The organism is Mesorhizobium sp. WSM4821, from assembly GCF_055901555.1.
Window position 1 is genome coordinate 2,349,860 of sequence record NZ_CM148371.1, and the last position, 18,405, is coordinate 2,368,264.

The window sequence follows — 18,405 nt, forward strand, 5'->3', positions numbered from 1 at the left end:
CGAAATCGCATTTGACAAAACCTGACAAAGTGTATGAAATCATCCACAGGGACGCAATGAGGCAAAATACGTAACATACGATACAGCGCTCCCCGGGGACTGCAGACAATGGAGACAGCACGGCCCGCCAGCCTTGCATCGCCTGAAGCCGTGAGGGTGACGAACCCGGGCGGATCAAGCCCATTCGTGCTGACCTGCGACCACGCCACCAACTTCCTGCCGCCGGAATTCGGAACGCTCGGCCTTGCCAACGAAGAGCTTTCCCGCCACATCGCCTGGGATCCTGGCGCGCTGCCGGTCGCCCGCCGCATGGCCGAGGCACTCGACGCGGTGCTGGTAGAGACCCGCATTTCGCGCCTTGTCATCGACTGCAACCGGCCGCTCGACGCGCCAGACCTGATATCGGCGATCAGCGAAACCACTTCCGTTCCCGGGAATGCCGGGCTGACGGAAAAGCAGCGCGCCGCGCGCATCGCCTTGTCGTGGCAGCCCTTTCATGACGCGGTCGAGCAGATCGTCGACAAGAGGCTGGCGCGCGGAGTGGAGACCCGTCTGGTGTCCGTCCATTCCTTCACGCCGGTCTACAAGGGCAAGAGCCGGCCCTGGCACATCGGCATCATCCACGACGAGGATCGCCGGTTGGCGGCTCCGCTGATTGCCGCGCTGAAGCGGCTCGCAGGCATCAATGTCGGTAGCAACGAACCCTATTCGCCGGCCGACCGCGTCTATTTCACGCTGGAACGCCATGCGCGCTCGCGCGGCCTTGCCTGCGCGATGATCGAAATCCGCAACGACGAAATATCCGACGAAGCCGGGCAGCGGAAATGGGCGGATCTGCTCACGGGCATTTTTTCCGATCTCGAGCCATCATCCGGATCCCAGGGATCTGGCCGGCGCGGGCTCGGCCATCCGGTGGTACCGGTCAACTGACAAGAAGGGGACTTTCCAATGGCTAGCGGTGATACGAAGCAAGTCGGCAGCGTCGCCTATGCGAAGCGCGACAAATCCTATTTCGAAGACCGACAACTCGTGCGTCATGCCAATGTCTGGCATCTGTGGGCGCTCGGGGTCGGCGCCGTCATATCCGGACATTTCTCGGGCTGGAATTTCGGTTTCGGGACAGGCGGCTGGGGCGGCATGCTGGTGGCCGGCATCATCATCGCCATCATGTATGTCGGCCTCGTCTTCTCGATCGCCGAGATGAGCCCGGCTTTGCCGCACACCGGCGCTGCATACTCCTTCGCCCGGACGGCCATGGGGCCATGGGGCGGCTTCATCACCGGGCTTTGCGAAAACGTCGAGTATGTCGTGACGCCCGCTGTCATCGCCTTCTTCATTGGCTCCTACATGGGAGGCATCTGGTCGGTCGCCTTTCCCGACTCCAGCGTCTGGCCGCCAATGTGGTGGCTGGTGACCTATGTCCTGTTCCTGGCGTTGAATGTTTTCGGCGTCGCGCTGTCCTTCCGCGTCACACTGATCGTCACGCTGCTGTCGCTTGCCGTTCTGATCATATTCTGGATCAGCGCCATCCCAAGCATGGATTTTTCGCGCTGGGCGCTGAACATCGGCGTCGGCCCGGACGGAGCGGCGATGGAACTCCCCGAAGGAAACGGCTCGATGTTCCCGTTTGGCTTCTCGGGCGTGCTGGCGACGCTGCCCTTCGCGGTTTGGCTGTTCCTGGCGATCGAGCAGCTTCCCCTGGCGGCGGAAGAATCGGTCGACCCCAAGCGCGACATGCCGCGCGGCATTATTGCCGGCATTCTGACGCTGATGGTCTCGGCCTTCATGATCGTGCTGCTCAACCCGTCGGTCGTCGGAGTGGGCTCCTTCAAGCTCGCCACGTCCGGCGAACCTTTGCTTGACGGGTTCCGGGCGATCTATGGCGACTCGGGCGCAGTGCTGCTTGGCCTCATCGCGCTGATTGGGTTGATCGCCAGCTTCCACACCATCATTTTCGCCATGGGCCGCCAAGTCTATTCGCTGAGCCGGGCGGGCTATTTCCCGTCCGCGCTCTCGGTAACCCACAAATCCCACAAGACGCCGCATGTGGCGATGTTCGCGGGCGCTATCGTCGGCCTAGGCATCATGCTGATCATGTGGTTCGCACTTGGCGGCGATACGGCCGGTTCGCTCATCGGCTCGGTGTTGCTGAACATGGCAGTGTTCGGCGCCATGTTCTCCTACATCCTGCAGGCGGTGTCCTTCATCATGCTGCGCCGGAACCAGCCGAACATGGACCGTCCCTATCGCAGCCCGCTCGGCATCCCGGGCGCCGTGCTGACGATCATCATCGGCGTGGTCACTCTGCTCTATCAGATTCAGGACCCGAACTTCACCAAGGGCGTGGTGTGGGTGGCGCTGTGGTTCGCCATCGCGATCGTCTATTTCGGACTGATCGGCCGTCACAAGCTGATCCTGTCGCCGGAAGAAGAGTTCGCGCTGGAGCACGCGCAGAAAGCCTGACCTGTCTCGGACCCCAAAAACACCCGGCCGCTCCCCGCGGCCGGGTCCAGATTTGAACTCTCGAAGCGCCATAAGGCGGCGGAGCGTGAAGGAATGGCCGGAAATTTCTCGTTCGATCAGTTGAAGAAGGCGGTCTCCAGCGGCGAGGTCGACACGGTGCTGGCCTGCATCGTCGACTTGCAGGGCCGGCTCGCGGGAAAGCGATTCCTGGCCCGGTATTTCGTCGATTCCGCCCATGACGAGACGCATGGCTGCAACTATCTGCTGGCCGCCGACATCGATATGGAACCGGTGCCCGGCTACAAGGCGGCGAGCTGGTCGAAGGGCTATGGCGATTTCGTCATGAAGCCCGATATGTCGACGCTGCGGCGCATTCCGTGGTTGGAGAAGACGGCGCTGGTGATCTGCGACGTGCTCGACCACCACACCCATGACGACCTGCCGCATTCGCCGCGCGCCATGCTGAAGAAGCAGGTCAAGCGGCTGAGCGAACGTGGCTATATCGGCTATTTCGCTTCCGAACTCGAATTCTACCTGTTCAGCGAGACCTACGATTCCGCCCGCAAGAAGCACTGGCAGGGCCTCGATACCGCTTCGCCCTATATCGGCGACTACCAGATCGGCATCACCACCAAGGAAGAAGGCGTCATGCGCCGGTTGCGCAACGAGATGGAGGCGGCCGGCATTCCGATCGAGAACTCCAAGGGCGAATGGGGTCCGGGCCAGGAAGAAATCAATGTGCGCTATGCCGAGGCGCTCGACATGGCCGACCGCCACGTCATCCTGAAGAACGGCGCCAAGGAAATCGCCGAGTCCGAAGGCAAAGCGATCTCGTTCATGGCCAAGTACAATTACGGACTCGCCGGCAATTCCAGCCACATCCACAATTCGCTGTGGAGCGCCGACGGCAAGACGCCGCTTTTTTATGACAAGAATACCGAATGGACGCTGTCGACGCTCGGCCAGAAATGGGCGGCGGGCCAGCTCAAATACGCCAGGGAATTCACCTGGTTCCTGGCGCCCTACATCAACTCCTACAAGCGCTTCCAGGCCGGCACCTTCGCGCCGACCAAGATCATGTGGAGCGAGGACAACCGCACCGCCGGCTTCCGCCTGTGCGGCGAGGGCACCAAGGGCATCCGCATGGAGTGCCGCATCGGCGGCGCCGACCTCAACCCCTACCTCGCATTCGCGGCCCTGATCGCGGCCGGCCTTGCCGGCATCGATGAAAAGCTCGAACTGCAAAAGCCCTTCGTTGGTGACGCCTATCAGGCGTCGCGCCTGCCGGAAATCCCGAAGACCTTGCGCGACGCGACAGAGACGCTGGCGAAGTCGAAGATGCTGAAGCAGGCGTTCGGCGAGGACGTGCTCGAACACTATGTCCACACGGCCCGCTGGGAGCAGTTCGAATACGACCGCCGCATTACGGATTGGGAACTGCACAGGGGGTTCGAGCGGTATTGAACTACATCAGTCGCCCTTCAATCTTTGGTGCCATCATCTGGATGGCGGGCGGCATCAAGACCAGGATTTTCATAAAGTGCGAGGACTCAAGGAATGGCCGAAACGGTCAAAATAAACTCCCCCGTCGATGGTTCGATCTATGCCGAGCGGCCGCTCGCCACGGACCAGGCGATCAATGCCGCGGTCGAGCGCGCCCGGGCGGCGCAGGAGAAATGGGCTGAGACGCCGGTCGTCGAGCGCGGCAAGTACATGCTGGCCATGCTGGAAGCGCTGGTCGCCATGAGCGACGAAATCGTGCCGGAGATCGCCTGGCAGATGGGCCGCCCGGTGCGTTATGGCGGCGAGTTCGGCGGCGTCAAGGAACGCACCAGCTACATGGTCGAGATCGCGGAGGCGGCCCTCAAGCCGGTGATGGCGTCCAATCCCAAGGACGGGTTTCGCCGCTATGTGAAGAAGGTGCCGCTCGGCGTCGTCATGGTGATCGCGCCGTGGAACTATCCCTATCTCACCGCCGTCAACACCATCGTGCCGGCGCTGATGGCCGGTAGCGCCGTCATTCTCAAGCACGCGGCGCAGACGTTGCTGGTCGGCGAACGCTTTCATCAGGCTTTCGACAAAGCCGGCCTGGCAAAAGGCCTGTTCCAGAACCTCGTCATGAACCATGCACAGACAGAGAAGCTGCTCGGCTCGGGCAAGATCGACCATGTCAACTTCACCGGCTCGGTTGCCGGCGGCCGCGCCATCGAGAAGGCCGCGGCTGGAACCTTCATGACGCTCGGCCTCGAGCTCGGCGGCAAGGACCCGGCCTATGTCCTGGCCGATGCCAAGATGGATCACGCCGTCGCCAATCTGGTCGACGGCGCCTTCTACAATTCCGGCCAGTGCTGCTGCGGCATCGAGCGCGTCTATGTGCACGAGAAGGTCTATGACGAATTCGTCGAAGGCTTCATCGCCGAAACGAAGAACTATGTCGTCGGCAATCCGCTCGACCAGGCGACGACGATGGGGCCGATGGCGCAGGCGCGCTTTGCCGACATGATCCGCGAGCAGAAGGCCGAGGCGCTGCGCAAGGGCGCCAAGGCGCACATCAACATGAAGGTTGCCAACGACGAGCAAGGCTCGCCCTATCTGGCGCCGGAAGTGCTGACCGGGGTCGACCACCAGATGAGCGTCATGCGCGAGGAGAGTTTTGGGCCGATCGTCGGCATCATGAAGGTGCGCAACGACGAGGAGGCGATCGCCCTGATGAACGACAGCCCCTACGGGCTGACGGCCTCGATCTGGACTGGAGACACCGAGCATGCGGTGGCGATCGGCGACCGCGTCGAGACCGGCACCGTGTTCATGAACCGCTGCGATTATCTCGATCCGGCGCTGGTCTGGACCGGTGTCAAGGACACCGGCAAGGGCGCCGCCCTGTCGGCCATCGGCTACGACAATCTGACGAGGCCGAAATCATATCATCTGCGCGAAACGACCTGATTTTCCGAAAGAACAAAATGTCAAAACTCATTTCCAAATGGAACTACCCGACGACCGTGCGCTTCGGCGCGGGGCGCATCAAGGAATTGCCTGATGTGCTTGGTGCCACCGGCATCAAGCGGCCGCTATTCGTCACCGATCCGGGACTGGCGAAGCTGCCGGTCGTCGCCTCGACACTGAAGATCCTCGACGACGCCAAGGTGCCCTACGGCGTGTTTTCCGAGGTGAAGCCGAACCCGGTGGACTCCAACCTGACCGCAGGCATCGCGGTGTTCAAGAAGGGTAAGCATGACGGCGTCATCGCCTTCGGCGGCGGCTCGGCGCTCGATCTCGGCAAGCTGATCGCCTTCCAGGCCGGCCAGGTCAGGCCGGTCTGGGATTTCGAGGATGTCGGCGACTGGTGGACGCGCGCCAATTCAGACGCGATCGCACCGATCGTCGCCGTGCCGACCACGGCCGGCACCGGCTCCGAGGTCGGCCGCGCCGGCGTCATCACCAATGAAGAGACCCACACCAAGAAGGTCATCTTCCACCCGAAACTTTTGCCGGCGATCGTCATCGCCGATCCGGAATTGTCGGTCGGCATGCCGGGCTTCATCACCGCCGGCACCGGCATGGACGCGCTTGCTCACTGCCTCGAAGCCTATTGCGCGCCGGGCTATCATCCGATGGCCGACGGCATCGCTGTCGAAGGCGTGCGGCTCGTCTTCGAAAACCTGCCGAAAGCCTATGCCAACGGCAAGGACCTCGTCGCGCGCGCTCACATGATGAGTGCGGCCGCGATGGGGGCGGCCGCCTTCCAGAAGGGGCTGGGCGCCATCCACTCGCTGTCGCATCCGATCGGCGCGCTCTACGATACCCATCACGGCATGACCAACGCCGTTTTCATGCCTTATGTGCTGGCCTTCAACCGCGACGCCATCGAGGAGCGCATAGCCCGGCTCGCCGCCTATTGCGGCATTAAGGGCGGCTTCGACGGGTTTGCCAGGGCGGTCATCAAGCTGCGCAAGGAGTTGAAGGTGCCGCATGCGCTGCCGGGCCTGATCAAGGGGCTCGACATGGACAAGAAACGCAAGAGCCTGATCGCCGACATGGCTGTGGTCGATCCGACCGCCGGCGGCAACCCGGTCAAGCTGACCAGGAAGGCGGCGCTGACGCTGCTCGAAAATGCCATCGCCGGCACCGTCTGAGACGGTTTTCGCGCCGGAAATTGATCTGGGAAATGAGGACAAAGAAAGGGGGAAAGGATGGCAGGCACGACAGAAATTCATTAGCCGGAAAAAGAATCGCGGAGCGATTGCTACAGCCGGTTAAAAAGAGTTTACTTTTTCGCACTGCGGGCGCCGGTTTCACAAAGTTTTCATCCGACTGTCACACGAAAACGATACCGCATCGCAGGCGTCCAACGGCGTCAGTTCAACGGAGAGAACACATGTTCAAATTCACGGGAAAAGTGCTTTCCCTTTCGGCCGTCGCCCTGATGGCGACCTCTGCCATCTCGTCGGCCCAGTCCATGGATGAACTGGTCGCCGCCGCCAAGGCGGAAGGCCAGCTCACCACCATCGCGCTGCCGCATGACTGGTGCGGCTATGGCGCTGTCATCGAGGGCTTCAAGGCGAAGTATCCGGAAATCACCATCAACGAGCTCAACCCCGATGCCGGTTCCGGCGACGAGATCGAGGCGATCAAGGCCAACAAGGACAATAAGGGCCCGCAGGCGCCTGATGTCATCGACGTCGGCCTGTCTTTCGGCCCGACCGCCAAGGCCGATGGCCTGTTGATGCCCTACAAGGTGTCCACCTGGGACTCGATCCCCGACAGCGCCAAGGATGCCGAAGGCTACTGGACCGGCGACTATTACGGCGTGCTGGCGATGATGGTGAACAAGGATCTGGTCAAGGAAGTGCCGGCCGATTGGGCCGATCTTCTCAAGCCGGAATATGCCAATGCCGTCGCCCTCGCCGGCGACCCCCGCGCCTCGAACCAGGCCATCCAGGCAGTCTATGCCGCCGGCCTTTCGAGCGGTGCGGCAGCCGGTGAGGCCGCAGGTACCGCCGGCCTCGAATTCTTCAAGAAGCTCAATGCCGCCGGCAATTTCGTGCCGGTCATCGGCAAGCCGGCGACGCTTGCACAGGGTCAGACGCCAATCCTGATCAACTGGGACTACAATGCTCTTGCCGGTCGCGACACGCTGAACGGCAACCCGCCGGTCGACGTCGTCGTGCCGAAGACCGGTGTCGTCGCCGGCGTCTACGTGCAGGCGATCAGCGCCTTCGCGCCGCACCCGAACGCCGCCAAGCTCTGGCTGGAATATCTCTATTCCGACGAAGGCCAGATCGGCTGGCTGAAGGGCTATTGCCATCCGATCCGGTTCAACGATCTCGCCAAGAACGGCAAGATCCCGGAGGACGTGCTGGCCAAGTTGCCGCCGGCCGCGTCCTATGAGGCCGCGGTGTTCCCGACGCTCGACGAGCAGGGCAAGGCCAAGGAAGCCATCACCAAGAACTGGGACGCCGTCGTCGGCGCCAACGTTCAGTAGGATTGAAAGCCACCGGGCGGCTTCACGGCCGCCCGGTATTCAACTAGAGCGACGTGCGTCCACTTGGACGCACAAAGTAGCTCTAGAACTCAAATTTTCGCATCGTGCTTTCCGAAAATCGAATTCGATTTTCGGGCTGATACGACAAGACGGTAGCCGGCGCATGACCGATCTCTCGCTTTCCGATGACGCAATTGCCGGGAAGACGGCGCCGCCCAGCGAGGCGCGCGCGTTTCGCCTGCCGACGCAGTGGCTGGGCGTGGCGCCATTCTTCATCTTCGCCATCATGTTCCTGATCCTGCCGACGCTCTATCTGGTGCTCGGCGCCTTCCAGAATGCTGCCGGAGCGTTCACCTTCGACAACATCGTCGGTATTTTCGACCCGCCCAATTTGTCGAACTATGTCCAGTGCCAATATGATTCCTGGACCTCCTGGGCCGACGGAAACTGCCGGCTGCCCACTATCCTTGCCGCCTACTGGATATCGATCAAGATCAGCCTTGCCTCGTCGCTTATCGGCGCATTTGCCGGCCTGGCCATTGCCATTGCTATCGTGCGCGGCGGCCTGCCGACCTGGATACGCTCGGCGACATTGACCTTCTCCGGCGTGGCTTCCAATTTCGCCGGCGTGCCGCTGGCCTTCGCCTTCCTTGCCACGCTCGGCCGGCTCGGCCTCGTCACGGTGATCCTGAACACCGTGTTCGGCCTCAACATCTATGCCCACGGCTTCAACATCCTGTCCTTCTGGGGCCTGACGCTCACCTACGTCTATTTCCAGATCCCGCTGATGGTGGTCATCATAACGCCGGCGATCGACGGGCTGAAGAAGGAATGGGGCGAAGCCGCCGCCACGCTTGGCGCCACCACCGCGCAATACTGGCGCATGGTGGTCATCCCGGTGATCTGGCCGAGCTTTCTCGGCACCGTCATCCTGCTGTTCGCCAATGCGTTCGGCGCCATCGCCACCGCCTATGCGCTGACCGGCTCGTCGCTCAACATCATTCCCATCGTGCTCTACGCGCAGATCCGCGGCGACGTGCTGCACAACCCGCATCTCGGCTATGCCATTGCCTTCGGCATGATCGTCATCACCGGCCTCGCCAACGTCTTCTACATCTGGTTCCGGACGCGCAGCGAAAGGTGGCTCAAATGAAGAGCGGACGTTTCTGGGCCTGGGTTGTCTTCGCGCTGGGCGCGGCCTATTTCTTCATTCCGCTCATCGCGACCGTCGAATTCTCGATGCGCATGCGGCGCGGCGTCTATTCCCTCGATGCCTACAAGGTCGTGCTCGGCGACCCCCGCTTCCAGGCGACCTTCGGCTATTCCGTGCTCGCCGCCGTCTTCACCATCATCCTGGGCGTGCTGATCGTCGTGCCCACCGCCTACTGGATCCGGCTGCGGCTGCCGCAACTGAGGCCGGTCGTCGAGTTCATCACGCTGCTGCCGCTGGTTATCCCGGCCATCGTCATCGTCTTCGGCTACATCAGAATGTACGGATCGAGCTCGCCGCTGCCGTTCCTGGCGAGCGGTAGGGGCACCGACGCGTTGCTGGTCATCGGCTATGCGACGCTGGCGCTGCCCTATATGTACCGCGCCGTCGACACCGGGCTTCGCACCATCGACGTACGCACGCTGACGGAGGCGGCGCAGATCCTCGGCGCCGGATGGGGCACGATCATCACCCGTGTCATCCTGCCTAACGTGCTGATCGCGGTGCTGTCGGGCGCCTTTCTCACCTTCGCCATCGTCATCGGCGAATTCACCATGGCCAGCCTGCTCAATCGACCGGCCTTCGGCCCGTATCTGCAGAACATCGGCGCCAATCGCGCCTATGAGCCGGCGGCGCTTGCCATCATTGCCTTCGCCATAACCTGGGGCTGCATGTCGCTGATCCAGATCCTGTCGCGCTTTGCGCCGCGATCGGCGAACCGCCCAAACTGATCGAAAAGTACTGACCGAAAGAAAAGCCATGGCCGAGCCATTTCTCTCCATCCAGCAGGTGCAAAAATCCTTCGGTGCCACCACCGTGGTCCAGGATTTCAACCTCGATGTCGAGCCGGGCGAATTCGTCTCCTTCCTCGGGCCATCGGGCTGCGGCAAGACGACGGTGCTGCGCATGGTCGCCGGCTTCGAGGAGCCGAGTGCCGGCAAGATCGTGGTGGCCGGCAAGGACATCACCCGGCTCAAGCCCAACCAGCGCAACGTCGGCATGGTGTTTCAGGCCTATGCGCTGTTTCCGAATCTGACCGTGGCGCAGAACATCGCCTTCGGGCTGAAGGTCGCGGGCATGCCCAAGGCCGATGCCGACAGGCGCGTGGCCGAGATGCTCGACCTCATCAAGCTGCCGCAGATGGGCGACCGCTATCCCTATCAGCTCTCCGGCGGTCAGCAGCAGCGTATCGCGCTGGCGCGGGCGATTGCACCGAAGCCGAAGCTGCTTTTGCTCGACGAGCCGCTGTCGGCGCTCGATGCCAAGGTGCGCGTGTCGCTGCGCGAGGAAATCCGCTCGATCCAGAAGAAGCTCGGCATCACCACCATCTTCGTCACTCACGACCAGGAAGAGGCGCTGTCGATCTCCGACCGCATCGCCGTCATGTATGGCGGCAAGGCCGAGCAGGTCGGCACGCCGTTCGAGATCTACAACCGGCCGGCAACCAAATTCGTCGCCAATTTCGTCGGCACCCTGAACGTGCTCGAAGGCACCGTCACCGACGCGGCATCGGGCAAGGTGCGTGTCAACGCGCAAGAGGTCTCGCTCAAGGGAAAGCTCAACGGCTCCAAGTCCGGCGACACGCTGTCGCTGGCGCTGCGGCCCGAGGCGATTTCGCTCGGCCGCCATCCCGGCCGCGACTCCAGCCTTTCGGGCGAGATCGCCGAGGTGCATTTCCTCGGCTCGGTCATCCGGGTCCGCGTCGGCATCGGCGGCAGCACGGTGTCGCTCGATACGTTCAACAGCCCGGCGACCCCGCCGCCTGCCGTCGGTGAAAAGGCGGAGATTTCCTTCTCGTCGGGCGACATGCTGGTGCTGCATTAGGGAAATAGTGAATAGTGAACAGTGAATGGTAAGAAAGCATTTGTGCGCTGAGTTTCTCTGAAATCACCATTCACCGGCGCCAAAGCCGTGAACGATCCGAGACGCCCTCTTTCCCACTGCCAATCGTCTTGTCCCGCCGCTACGACAAGGCATAGCGCTTTTTCGAGCTCGTTCTCCTGCTGATCGCCGTGGCGCTGACGGCGCTGTCGCGGCGCCGACGTCGCGGTCATTGCAAGGCCATCACCGAACCGCTACTGCCAACATGAAATTGAGCCGGATAAGTAATGAAGCTCGTCAGCTACAACATCCAGTACGGGTTCGGCGGCGACGGCCGCTATGATCTCGCGCGCAGCGCCAAGATTGTCGCCGGCGCCGACATCATCGCGTTGCAGGAAGTGGAACGGCACTGGAAGCGGACCAATGAGGACGACCAGCCGGACATCCTTTCGCGGCTGCTGCCCGAGTACTATTGCGTCTACGGCCCCGCCTTCGACATGGACGCCAGCGAGCGGCATAACGGCCGCATCATCAACCGGCGGCGGCAATTCGGCACCATGGTGCTGTCGAAGTTGCCGATCGTCTGGTCGCGCCTGCACACGCTGCCGCTGCGCCGCACGTTGCGTCCGCTCAACACCCGCAACGCGGCGCTCGAATGCATGGTCCGCACGCCTGCCGGTCCGGTGCGGGTGCTGTCGCTGCATCTCGCGCATATCGCGGCCGAGGAGCGGCTGGAGCAGATCGACTACCTGCTCGCCGAACATCGCCGGGCACCAATCGACGGCGGCCCGTGGAGCGGCGCCGACGATGAGCCAATGCGCAACTGGAGCAATGGCGAGCCGGAGCCGGAAAACCCGCTGGCGGCGATCTGGATGGGCGATTTCAACATGGAGCCGGGCAGCACTGAGTACCGGCGCATTGTCGGCAGCACGCCCTATCATCGAGGCGCTGCCTATCTCGACGGTTTTGTCGATGCCGCCGCCGTCGCCGGCGAACCGACGTCGGATTTCCACACCCATGTGAAGACGATCGACGGCAGGCTGACGGAGCGACGGCTCGACCATTGCTTCGTCGGCGGCATGTTGGCGGGACGCGTGCGCTCGGTCAGCGCCGATATCGGCGAAATCGCCTCCGACCATTTTCCGCTGCGGGTCGACATCGACCTGGAAACACCGTTCGCGACGGGGATCGGAGGCGCATGAGCCGCCGATGACCTTGTTCGTCTTCTTCGCGGTGCTTGCTGCCGCGGCCATGCACGCGATCTGGAACGCGCTGGTCAAGGTCCATCTCGACCGCTTCCTGTCGATCACGCTGATGACGCTCGGCATGGGCGCAGTGGCGCTTCTGGCGCTGCCTTTCGTCGAGGTGCCGAAAGCGGAAGTGTGGCCGTACATCATCGCCTCGGTGATCTTTCACATGGGTTACAGGACGTTTCTGATCGGCGCCTACAAGGCCGGCGATTTCGCCCAGACCTATCCGCTGGCGCGCGGCACCGCGCCGCTGCTTGCGGCAGTTGGCGGCATGGCGGTCGTCGCCGAAGTTCCGGCGCCGCTCGCCGTTCTCGGCATCGTTCTGTTGTCGGCCGGCACGCTGGTGCTGTCGTTTCGCGGCGGCGCGCATCTGGAGCGGCTGAACCTGCGTGCGGTCGGCTTCGCGCTGGGCACCTCGATCTTCATCGCGAGCTACACGCTGTCCGACGGCAGCGGTGCGCGGCTGGCCGCGACGGCCTCGAGCTATGCCGCGTGGCTGTTCGTTTGCGATGCGCTGTGGGCGCTGGTGCTGTGCCTGATTTTCCGCGGGCCACAAGCGCTGCCGGTGCTGGCGCGCGACTGGAAGGCGGGCGTGTACACCGGCGTGCTCAGCGGCGCTGCCTACTGGATCGTGATGTGGGCGATGACCAAGGCGCCGATCGCCTCGGTCGCGGCGCTGCGCGAAACCTCGATCCTGTTCGCCATGATGATTTCGGTGTTTGCGCTCGGCGAGAAGATGACGACCTGGCGGGGTGCCGCCGTGCTCAGCATCGTTGCCGGCGTTATCGCGCTGAGGCTGGGATAGCTAAACGCCTATCTCCAGATCGAACACCATCAGCCCGTCCGTGCCGCCTTCAAGCGCAGCGACCAGCCGGGCGCCAGCTCGGCTGTGATCGTCGTGGACAAGATAGGCGTCGCGCGCGGCGACATCGCGGAAGTCGATGGTGAAGCCGTGCGTAAAACCGCGGGCGAACGGTTCCGGGCTGGTGTCGGCACTGAACTCGACCTTGCCCATGCCGTCGACCACCCGCCGCAGTGCCTCGAGGTCGGCATGGATCGCCGCACGCTCGGTGCCGTCGACATCGCCGCGGAATCTGCCAAAAACACAGTGCCTGATCATTTTTCTCTTTATTCTCTCTATGCTGCGCGGTTGCCTGAGAATACGGCCGGCGGCGGCGGCTCGCGGCCAAGGATCAGGTCAGCACCTTTTTCGCCGACCATGATGGTCGGCGCATTGGTGTTGGAGGAGGGGATGCGCGGCATCACCGAGGCATCGCAGACGCGCAGGCCCTCGATGCCGCGCAGCCGGAGGTCGGGCGTCACCACGCTCATCGCGTCATGACCCATGCGGCAGGTGCCGACAGGGTGGTGGTCAGTCTTGGAACTGCGGCAGGCATAGTCGAACAGTTCGTCGTCGCTGGTGAGTGTCGGCCCCGGCAGCACCTCGCGCAGCACGTAGGACGCAAGCGCCTTCTGCCGCATGATCTCGCGCGCCAGCCTCAGCCCCTTGATCGACATATCGCGGTCGTAGGGGTCGGACCAGTAATTCGGATCGATCAGCGGGCGGTCGACCGGGTCGGCGCTGTTCAGCCGCACCGTGCCGCGCGAGCGCGGACGCAGGAAAGCCGAGTTCAGCGTCACGCCCGGATTCCTGAGTTTTTCGACGCCGGCCTCGATACCGGAACCGAGCCCGAGGTGGAACTGGATGTCGGGCGAAGCAGCGGTCGGGTCGGCGTACCAGAAGCCGCCGGTTTCGAACAGGCTGGAGGCGACCGGTCCCTTTTTCAGCAGCAGATATTGCAGGCCGGCCAAAACCGTCCGGTGCAGTTTGGCGTAGTTGTCATAGGTGTGGTCGCCGGTGCATTCGGCAATGACGAACAGGTCGAGATGGTCCTGCAGGTTGGAGCCGACACCGGGCAGATCGTGCACCGGCGTCACGCCGACCGACTTCAGATGGTCGCCCGGGCCGATGCCCGACTGCATCAACAGCTTCGGCGAGCCGATGGCGCCGGACGAGACGATCACCTCGCGCTCGGCACGCAGGATCGTCGGCTGGCCGCCCGGCCTGTCGACGGTCTCGACACCGACGGCGCGGCCCTTCTCGATGACGATACGCGTCACTAGCACATTTGTCCTGACGGTCAGGTTCTTGCGTTCGCGGATCGGCCTGAGATAGGCAACCGAGGCGGAGGAGCGCCTGGCATCCTTCTGCGTTAGCTGATAGTAGCCGACGCCTTCTTGGGCTACCCCGTTGAAGTCCGAGTTGAAGGGGATGCCCATCTCCTGGCCGGCGCGGAAATAGGCCTCGCAGATCGGCAGCGGCGCAATCGGATTCGAGACGCCGAGCGGGCCCTGGTCGCCGTGAAAATCGTTGGCGTAGCGCTGGTTGTTCTCGGCCCGCTTGAAATAGGGCAGCACGTCGCGATAGCCCCAGCCGGCAAGGCCCTCTTCCTTCTCCCAGGCGTCGTAGTCCCGGGCATTGCCGCGCGTGTAGATCTGGGCGTTGATGGAAGAGCCGCCGCCGATGACCTTGGCCTGCGTGTACCAGAAGGTGCGGTCCTTCATGTGCTTCTGCGACACGGTCGACCAGCCCCAGGAGGCGATGCCCTTGGTCATCTTGGCGAAGCCGGCCGGCATATGGATCAGTGGATGCCAGTCCTTGCCGCCAGCCTCGAGCAGCAGCACCTGGTGCGACGGGTCTTCGCTCAGCCGGTTGGCCAGGACGCAGCCGGCCGGGCCAGCGCCAACGATGATGTAGTCGGTCATGGCGTCACCTGTTCACAGTCTTGGCACCGACAGCGCGCCGTCGACATTGATGATCGAGCCGGTCGAAAAGCCGAGCTTGCCGCCAGCGAGTGCGGCGACGGCGGCGCCGACATCGGCGGCTTCGCCCCAGCGCATGGCCGGCACCAGCGCGCCGCCGATCAGCGCGTCGTATTTGGCAGTCACGCCTGATGTCATGTCGGTGCGGATGATGCCCGGCCGCACCTCGAACACACCGATATTTTCGGGAGCAAGCCGGAGCGCAAGGGTCTTCACCCACATCGAAAGCCCGGCCTTGGAGATGCAATAGTCTGCACGTTCCGGCGAGGCCATTTCGGCGCTGACCGATGTGATGGTGATGATCGACCTGGGGTGATCGCCCGGCGCAGCAAGCATCGCCCTGGCAACGGCCTGGCTGAGGAACACGGTGCCGCGCAGATTGATGGCGAGGATCCGGTCGAAATTTTCCGGTTTGAGATCCAGCAGGTCACCTCGCACGACGGAGCCGATGCCGGCATTGTTGACCAGGCAATCGATGCGGCCGAAGGCGCGCATGGCGGCATCGACCAGCGCTGCATGGCTGTCGAGGTCGGCTATGTCACTGCGGCGGTAGACGAATTTCGCGCCGCGGGCGGCGATGTTGGCGGCAAGCCCGTCGGCGGCAATGTCGGCGAGGTCCGCCACGAGAATATCGAAACCGGCATCGGCCAGCGCTTCGGCGCAGGCAAGCCCGATGCCGCGGGCGCCGCCGGTGACGATGGCTGCCGGGCGGCTCATGCGACAAGCTCCGTCTTGCGGATGTGGTCGGCGACGCGCAGTGCTTGCGCGGCGATCGACAAGGCCGGGTTCACAGCGGCCGAGTTCGGCAGAAAGCTCCCGTCGACGACGAACAAGTTCTTATGGTCGAACGAGCGGCAGAACGGATCGAGCGGCGACGTCGCCGGATCGCCGCCCATCTTCACCGTGCCGCACTGGTGCGACGGCGTGCGCTTGTCGAAGGGCCGCGATAGGACGATCGGATAGCCGCAGGCGCGGAAATTTTCGCGCATCACCTTGGTCAGTCCGTCGAGCGACTGCATGTTGGAGCGCCGCCACTGCATGACGATGTCCTTGCCGTCAACCATGATGCGGCTTTCCGGATCGGGCAGGTCCTCGCACATCAGGTACCAGTCGACGGCGTGGCCGGCCATGAAATCCAGCGCGAATCTGGGTGCAAGCTTGACGTTGGCCCTCAGGATGTTGCCGTCGATCTTGCCCAGAAGTTGGACGTTGCCGAGCGGCTTGCCGCCCTTGCCGTCGGACAGATAGTAGTCGTTGAGCATCAGCGTCTTTTGGTAGACGGCATCGTTCCTGCGGCGCGGGTCGATCGCCAGCATGGCGCTCGAATTGTGGTTCATGAAGTTGCGGCCGACCTGGTCGGAGCGGTTGGCGAGGCCTTTGCCGCCTCCCTTGCTGTTGGGGGAAGGCGAGCGCAGCAGGATGACCGCTGAATTCACCGCGCCGGCCGCGAGGATGACCAGTTTCGGCGTGACTTTCTTCAGCGTGCCATTCTGCCGGTAATGGACGGCGGCGACGGTTTTGCCGTCGCCCGCCGCTTCCAGATATTCGACGTGGGCGCCGGTCTCTAGCCGGATATTTGTGTCGGCAAGGGCAACCGCCAGCGGGCCCGATTGGGCGTCGACTTTGCCGGCCCCGGTGTTAGGAAATGCGTCCCAGCCTGTCTTGCCTTCCTTCAACCAGGCATCGATGTCGACACCGAGCGGCAGCGATGCCGGGTGGAGGCCGAGGCCCTTGAGTTCGGCGCGGGCGCGGGCGATGGGCGGCTCGTCCGGCACCGGCCCGAACGCATAAGGAGTCGAGTGGAACGGTTCGGTCGGGTCTTCGCCGAGTATGCCGCGCACGCGGAAAAGCTGCTCGGCCTTGGAGTACCAGGGTTCGAACTCGTCATAGGAGAACGGCCAGGCCGGCGAGATGCCGCCATAATGCTCCATGGCGGAAAAGTCTTGCCTGCGGTAGCGGATCAGCACCGCGCCATAGAATTTCGAATTGCCGCCGACATAGTAGTAGTTGCCGGGATTGAACGCGGCACCGCCGGCCTCGCGCCACATCTCCTTTGGCCGGTAATGGCCATCGACGAAGATGGCGCGCGTGTCGCGCGTATGCGGCGTTGCCGGTAACGGCTCGCCGCGTTCCAGCATGAGGATCGAGGCGCCGCTACCGGCAAAGCCGGAGGCGATCGTGGCGCCGCCGATGCCGGAGCCGATGATGACGATGTCGGGGTTTGTCATGGCCGTCAGAGGATACGGTTCTCGGTCGCCGGATCGAAGAACACCGCCTTGGTCAGGTTGAAGGCGAGCGGCGTTACCGTGCCCGGCTGGATGTTGGCGTCGGCGCGCAGGCGCGCCACTACGGCCTTGCCGCCGAGATTGGTGACCGCGAAGGTGTCGGAGCCGGCAGGCTCGACGACCTCTATGTGACAGTCTGCGGTGGCGATGTTCGACGCGTTGCGTTCGGCGCCTTCAGGATCGGTCAGGGCCTCGGGGCGGACACCGAAAATGATCGACTTGCCGTGGAATGCCGACAGACCCGCCGGCGCATCGGGAAGCGGCAGCGAGATCGGTTCGCGCGCCTCGCGTTCGAGCACCACGGAAAGCGCATTGCCATTGCCGCCGATCGTCGCCGGGACCAGGTTCATCGCCGGCGAGCCCATGAAGTCGGCAACGAACAGATTGGTCGGGTTGTTGTAGATCTCGGCCGGCGTGCCGAACTGCTGCACCTCGCCGTCGCGCATCACCGCGATCTTGGTGGCCAGCGTCATCGCCTCGATCTGGTCATGGGTGACATAGACGATGGTGGTGCCGGTGGTGGCGTGCAGACGTTTGATCTCGATGCGCATGTCGACGCGCAGCTTGGCGTCGAGATTGGACAAAGGTTCGTCGAACAGGAACAGCTTGGGGTCGCGCACCAGCGCCCGACCCATGGCGACACGCTGGCGCTGGCCGCCGGAAAGCTGGCTCGGCTTGCGCTGCAGGAGGTGGCCGATCTGCAGCACTTTCGCCACCTTGTCGATCGCCTTCTGGCGTTCCTGAGCCGGCACGCCGCGCATCTCCATGCCGAAGGCAATGTTGCCGGCGACCGTCATGTTGGGATAGAGCGCATAGCTCTGGAACACCATGGCGATGTCGCGTTTCGAAGGATGGAGATCGTTGATCGTGCGGCCGTCGACGCGGATTTCGCCTTCGGTGATGGTTTCCAGGCCGGCGATGGTGTTGAGCAAGGTGGACTTGCCGCAACCGGACGGGCCGACCAGGACGAGAAAGCCACCTTTCTCAAGCTCGACGTCGATCCCCTTCAGGATCTCGACCGATCCGAACCGCTTCTTCAGCCCAGCAATTTCGAGAAAAGCCATCCGA

Annotated in this window: 16 protein-coding genes; 11 read left to right on the plus strand and 5 right to left on the minus strand. The window is 63.2% G+C overall.

The window, feature by feature from the left end; genetic code table 11:
- Positions 1-108: 108 nt before the first annotated feature.
- From AC0NID_RS11350 to AC0NID_RS11400, 11 genes are all read left to right on the plus strand, one after another.
- Positions 109-930, plus strand: coding sequence for an N-formylglutamate amidohydrolase (locus AC0NID_RS11350; RefSeq protein ID WP_473454806.1), 822 nt, complete (start codon positions 109-111; stop codon positions 928-930).
- 18 nt (positions 931-948) lie between these two features.
- The gene (locus AC0NID_RS11355) at positions 949-2,463 is read left to right on the plus strand and encodes an amino acid permease (protein ID WP_473454805.1); all 1,515 of its coding nucleotides are present in this window, start codon (positions 949-951) and stop codon (positions 2,461-2,463) included.
- Positions 2,464-2,556: 93 nt separating this feature from the next.
- Positions 2,557-3,927, plus strand: coding sequence for a glutamine synthetase family protein (locus AC0NID_RS11360; protein WP_473454804.1), 1,371 nt, complete (start codon positions 2,557-2,559; stop codon positions 3,925-3,927).
- A 93-nt stretch (positions 3,928-4,020) separates the two neighbouring features.
- Positions 4,021-5,409 (plus strand): aldehyde dehydrogenase family protein, encoded by a 1,389-nt coding sequence (locus tag AC0NID_RS11365; RefSeq protein ID WP_473454803.1) that lies wholly within the window; start codon positions 4,021-4,023, stop codon positions 5,407-5,409.
- 17 nt (positions 5,410-5,426) lie between these two features.
- The gene (locus tag AC0NID_RS11370) at positions 5,427-6,599 is read left to right on the plus strand and encodes an iron-containing alcohol dehydrogenase (protein ID WP_473454802.1); all 1,173 of its coding nucleotides are present in this window, start codon (positions 5,427-5,429) and stop codon (positions 6,597-6,599) included.
- Between the two features lie 242 nt (positions 6,600-6,841).
- Positions 6,842-7,948 (plus strand): ABC transporter substrate-binding protein, encoded by a 1,107-nt coding sequence (locus AC0NID_RS11375; RefSeq protein WP_473454801.1) that lies wholly within the window; start codon positions 6,842-6,844, stop codon positions 7,946-7,948.
- A 163-nt stretch (positions 7,949-8,111) separates the two neighbouring features.
- Positions 8,112-9,101 carry an ABC transporter permease gene (locus AC0NID_RS11380; RefSeq protein WP_473454800.1) on the plus strand — a complete coding sequence of 330 codons (990 nt, stop codon included), beginning with the start codon at positions 8,112-8,114 and terminating at the stop codon, positions 9,099-9,101.
- Positions 9,098-9,889: an ABC transporter permease gene (locus tag AC0NID_RS11385; protein ID WP_145720682.1), complete on the plus strand. Its 792-nt coding sequence runs from the start codon at positions 9,098-9,100 to the stop codon at positions 9,887-9,889. The genes AC0NID_RS11380 and AC0NID_RS11385 overlap by 4 nt, the downstream gene beginning before the upstream one ends.
- Before the next feature lie 28 nt (positions 9,890-9,917).
- On the plus strand, positions 9,918-10,982 hold the full coding sequence (locus tag AC0NID_RS11390; protein WP_473454799.1) for an ABC transporter ATP-binding protein: 1,065 nt from the start codon (positions 9,918-9,920) through the stop codon (positions 10,980-10,982).
- A 284-nt stretch (positions 10,983-11,266) separates the two neighbouring features.
- The gene (locus AC0NID_RS11395) at positions 11,267-12,181 is read left to right on the plus strand and encodes an endonuclease/exonuclease/phosphatase family protein (protein WP_473454798.1); all 915 of its coding nucleotides are present in this window, start codon (positions 11,267-11,269) and stop codon (positions 12,179-12,181) included.
- A 7-nt stretch (positions 12,182-12,188) separates the two neighbouring features.
- Positions 12,189-13,034 carry an EamA family transporter gene (locus AC0NID_RS11400; RefSeq protein ID WP_473454797.1) on the plus strand — a complete coding sequence of 282 codons (846 nt, stop codon included), beginning with the start codon at positions 12,189-12,191 and terminating at the stop codon, positions 13,032-13,034.
- Here the strand turns inward: AC0NID_RS11400 and AC0NID_RS11405 are convergent, their stop codons facing one another.
- From AC0NID_RS11405 to AC0NID_RS11425, 5 genes are read right to left on the minus strand one after another with little or no spacing between them, the layout of a single operon-like run.
- Positions 13,035-13,349, minus strand: coding sequence for a Dabb family protein (locus tag AC0NID_RS11405; protein WP_473454796.1), 315 nt, complete (start codon positions 13,347-13,349; stop codon positions 13,035-13,037).
- A 17-nt stretch (positions 13,350-13,366) separates the two neighbouring features.
- On the minus strand, positions 13,367-14,995 hold the full coding sequence (locus tag AC0NID_RS11410; protein WP_473454795.1) for a GMC family oxidoreductase: 1,629 nt from the start codon (positions 14,993-14,995) through the stop codon (positions 13,367-13,369).
- A 12-nt stretch (positions 14,996-15,007) separates the two neighbouring features.
- Positions 15,008-15,769, minus strand: a complete 762-nt coding sequence (locus AC0NID_RS11415) for a 3-ketoacyl-ACP reductase (RefSeq protein WP_473454794.1) — start codon at positions 15,767-15,769, stop codon at positions 15,008-15,010.
- The gene (locus tag AC0NID_RS11420) at positions 15,766-17,280 is read right to left on the minus strand and encodes a GMC oxidoreductase (RefSeq protein ID WP_473454793.1); all 1,515 of its coding nucleotides are present in this window, start codon (positions 17,278-17,280) and stop codon (positions 15,766-15,768) included. The genes AC0NID_RS11415 and AC0NID_RS11420 overlap by 4 nt, the downstream gene beginning before the upstream one ends.
- Positions 17,281-17,285: 5 nt before the next feature.
- The gene (locus AC0NID_RS11425; protein ID WP_473454792.1) at positions 17,286-18,401 is read right to left on the minus strand and encodes an ABC transporter ATP-binding protein; all 1,116 of its coding nucleotides are present in this window, start codon (positions 18,399-18,401) and stop codon (positions 17,286-17,288) included.
- Between the last annotated feature and the right edge of the window lie 4 nt (positions 18,402-18,405).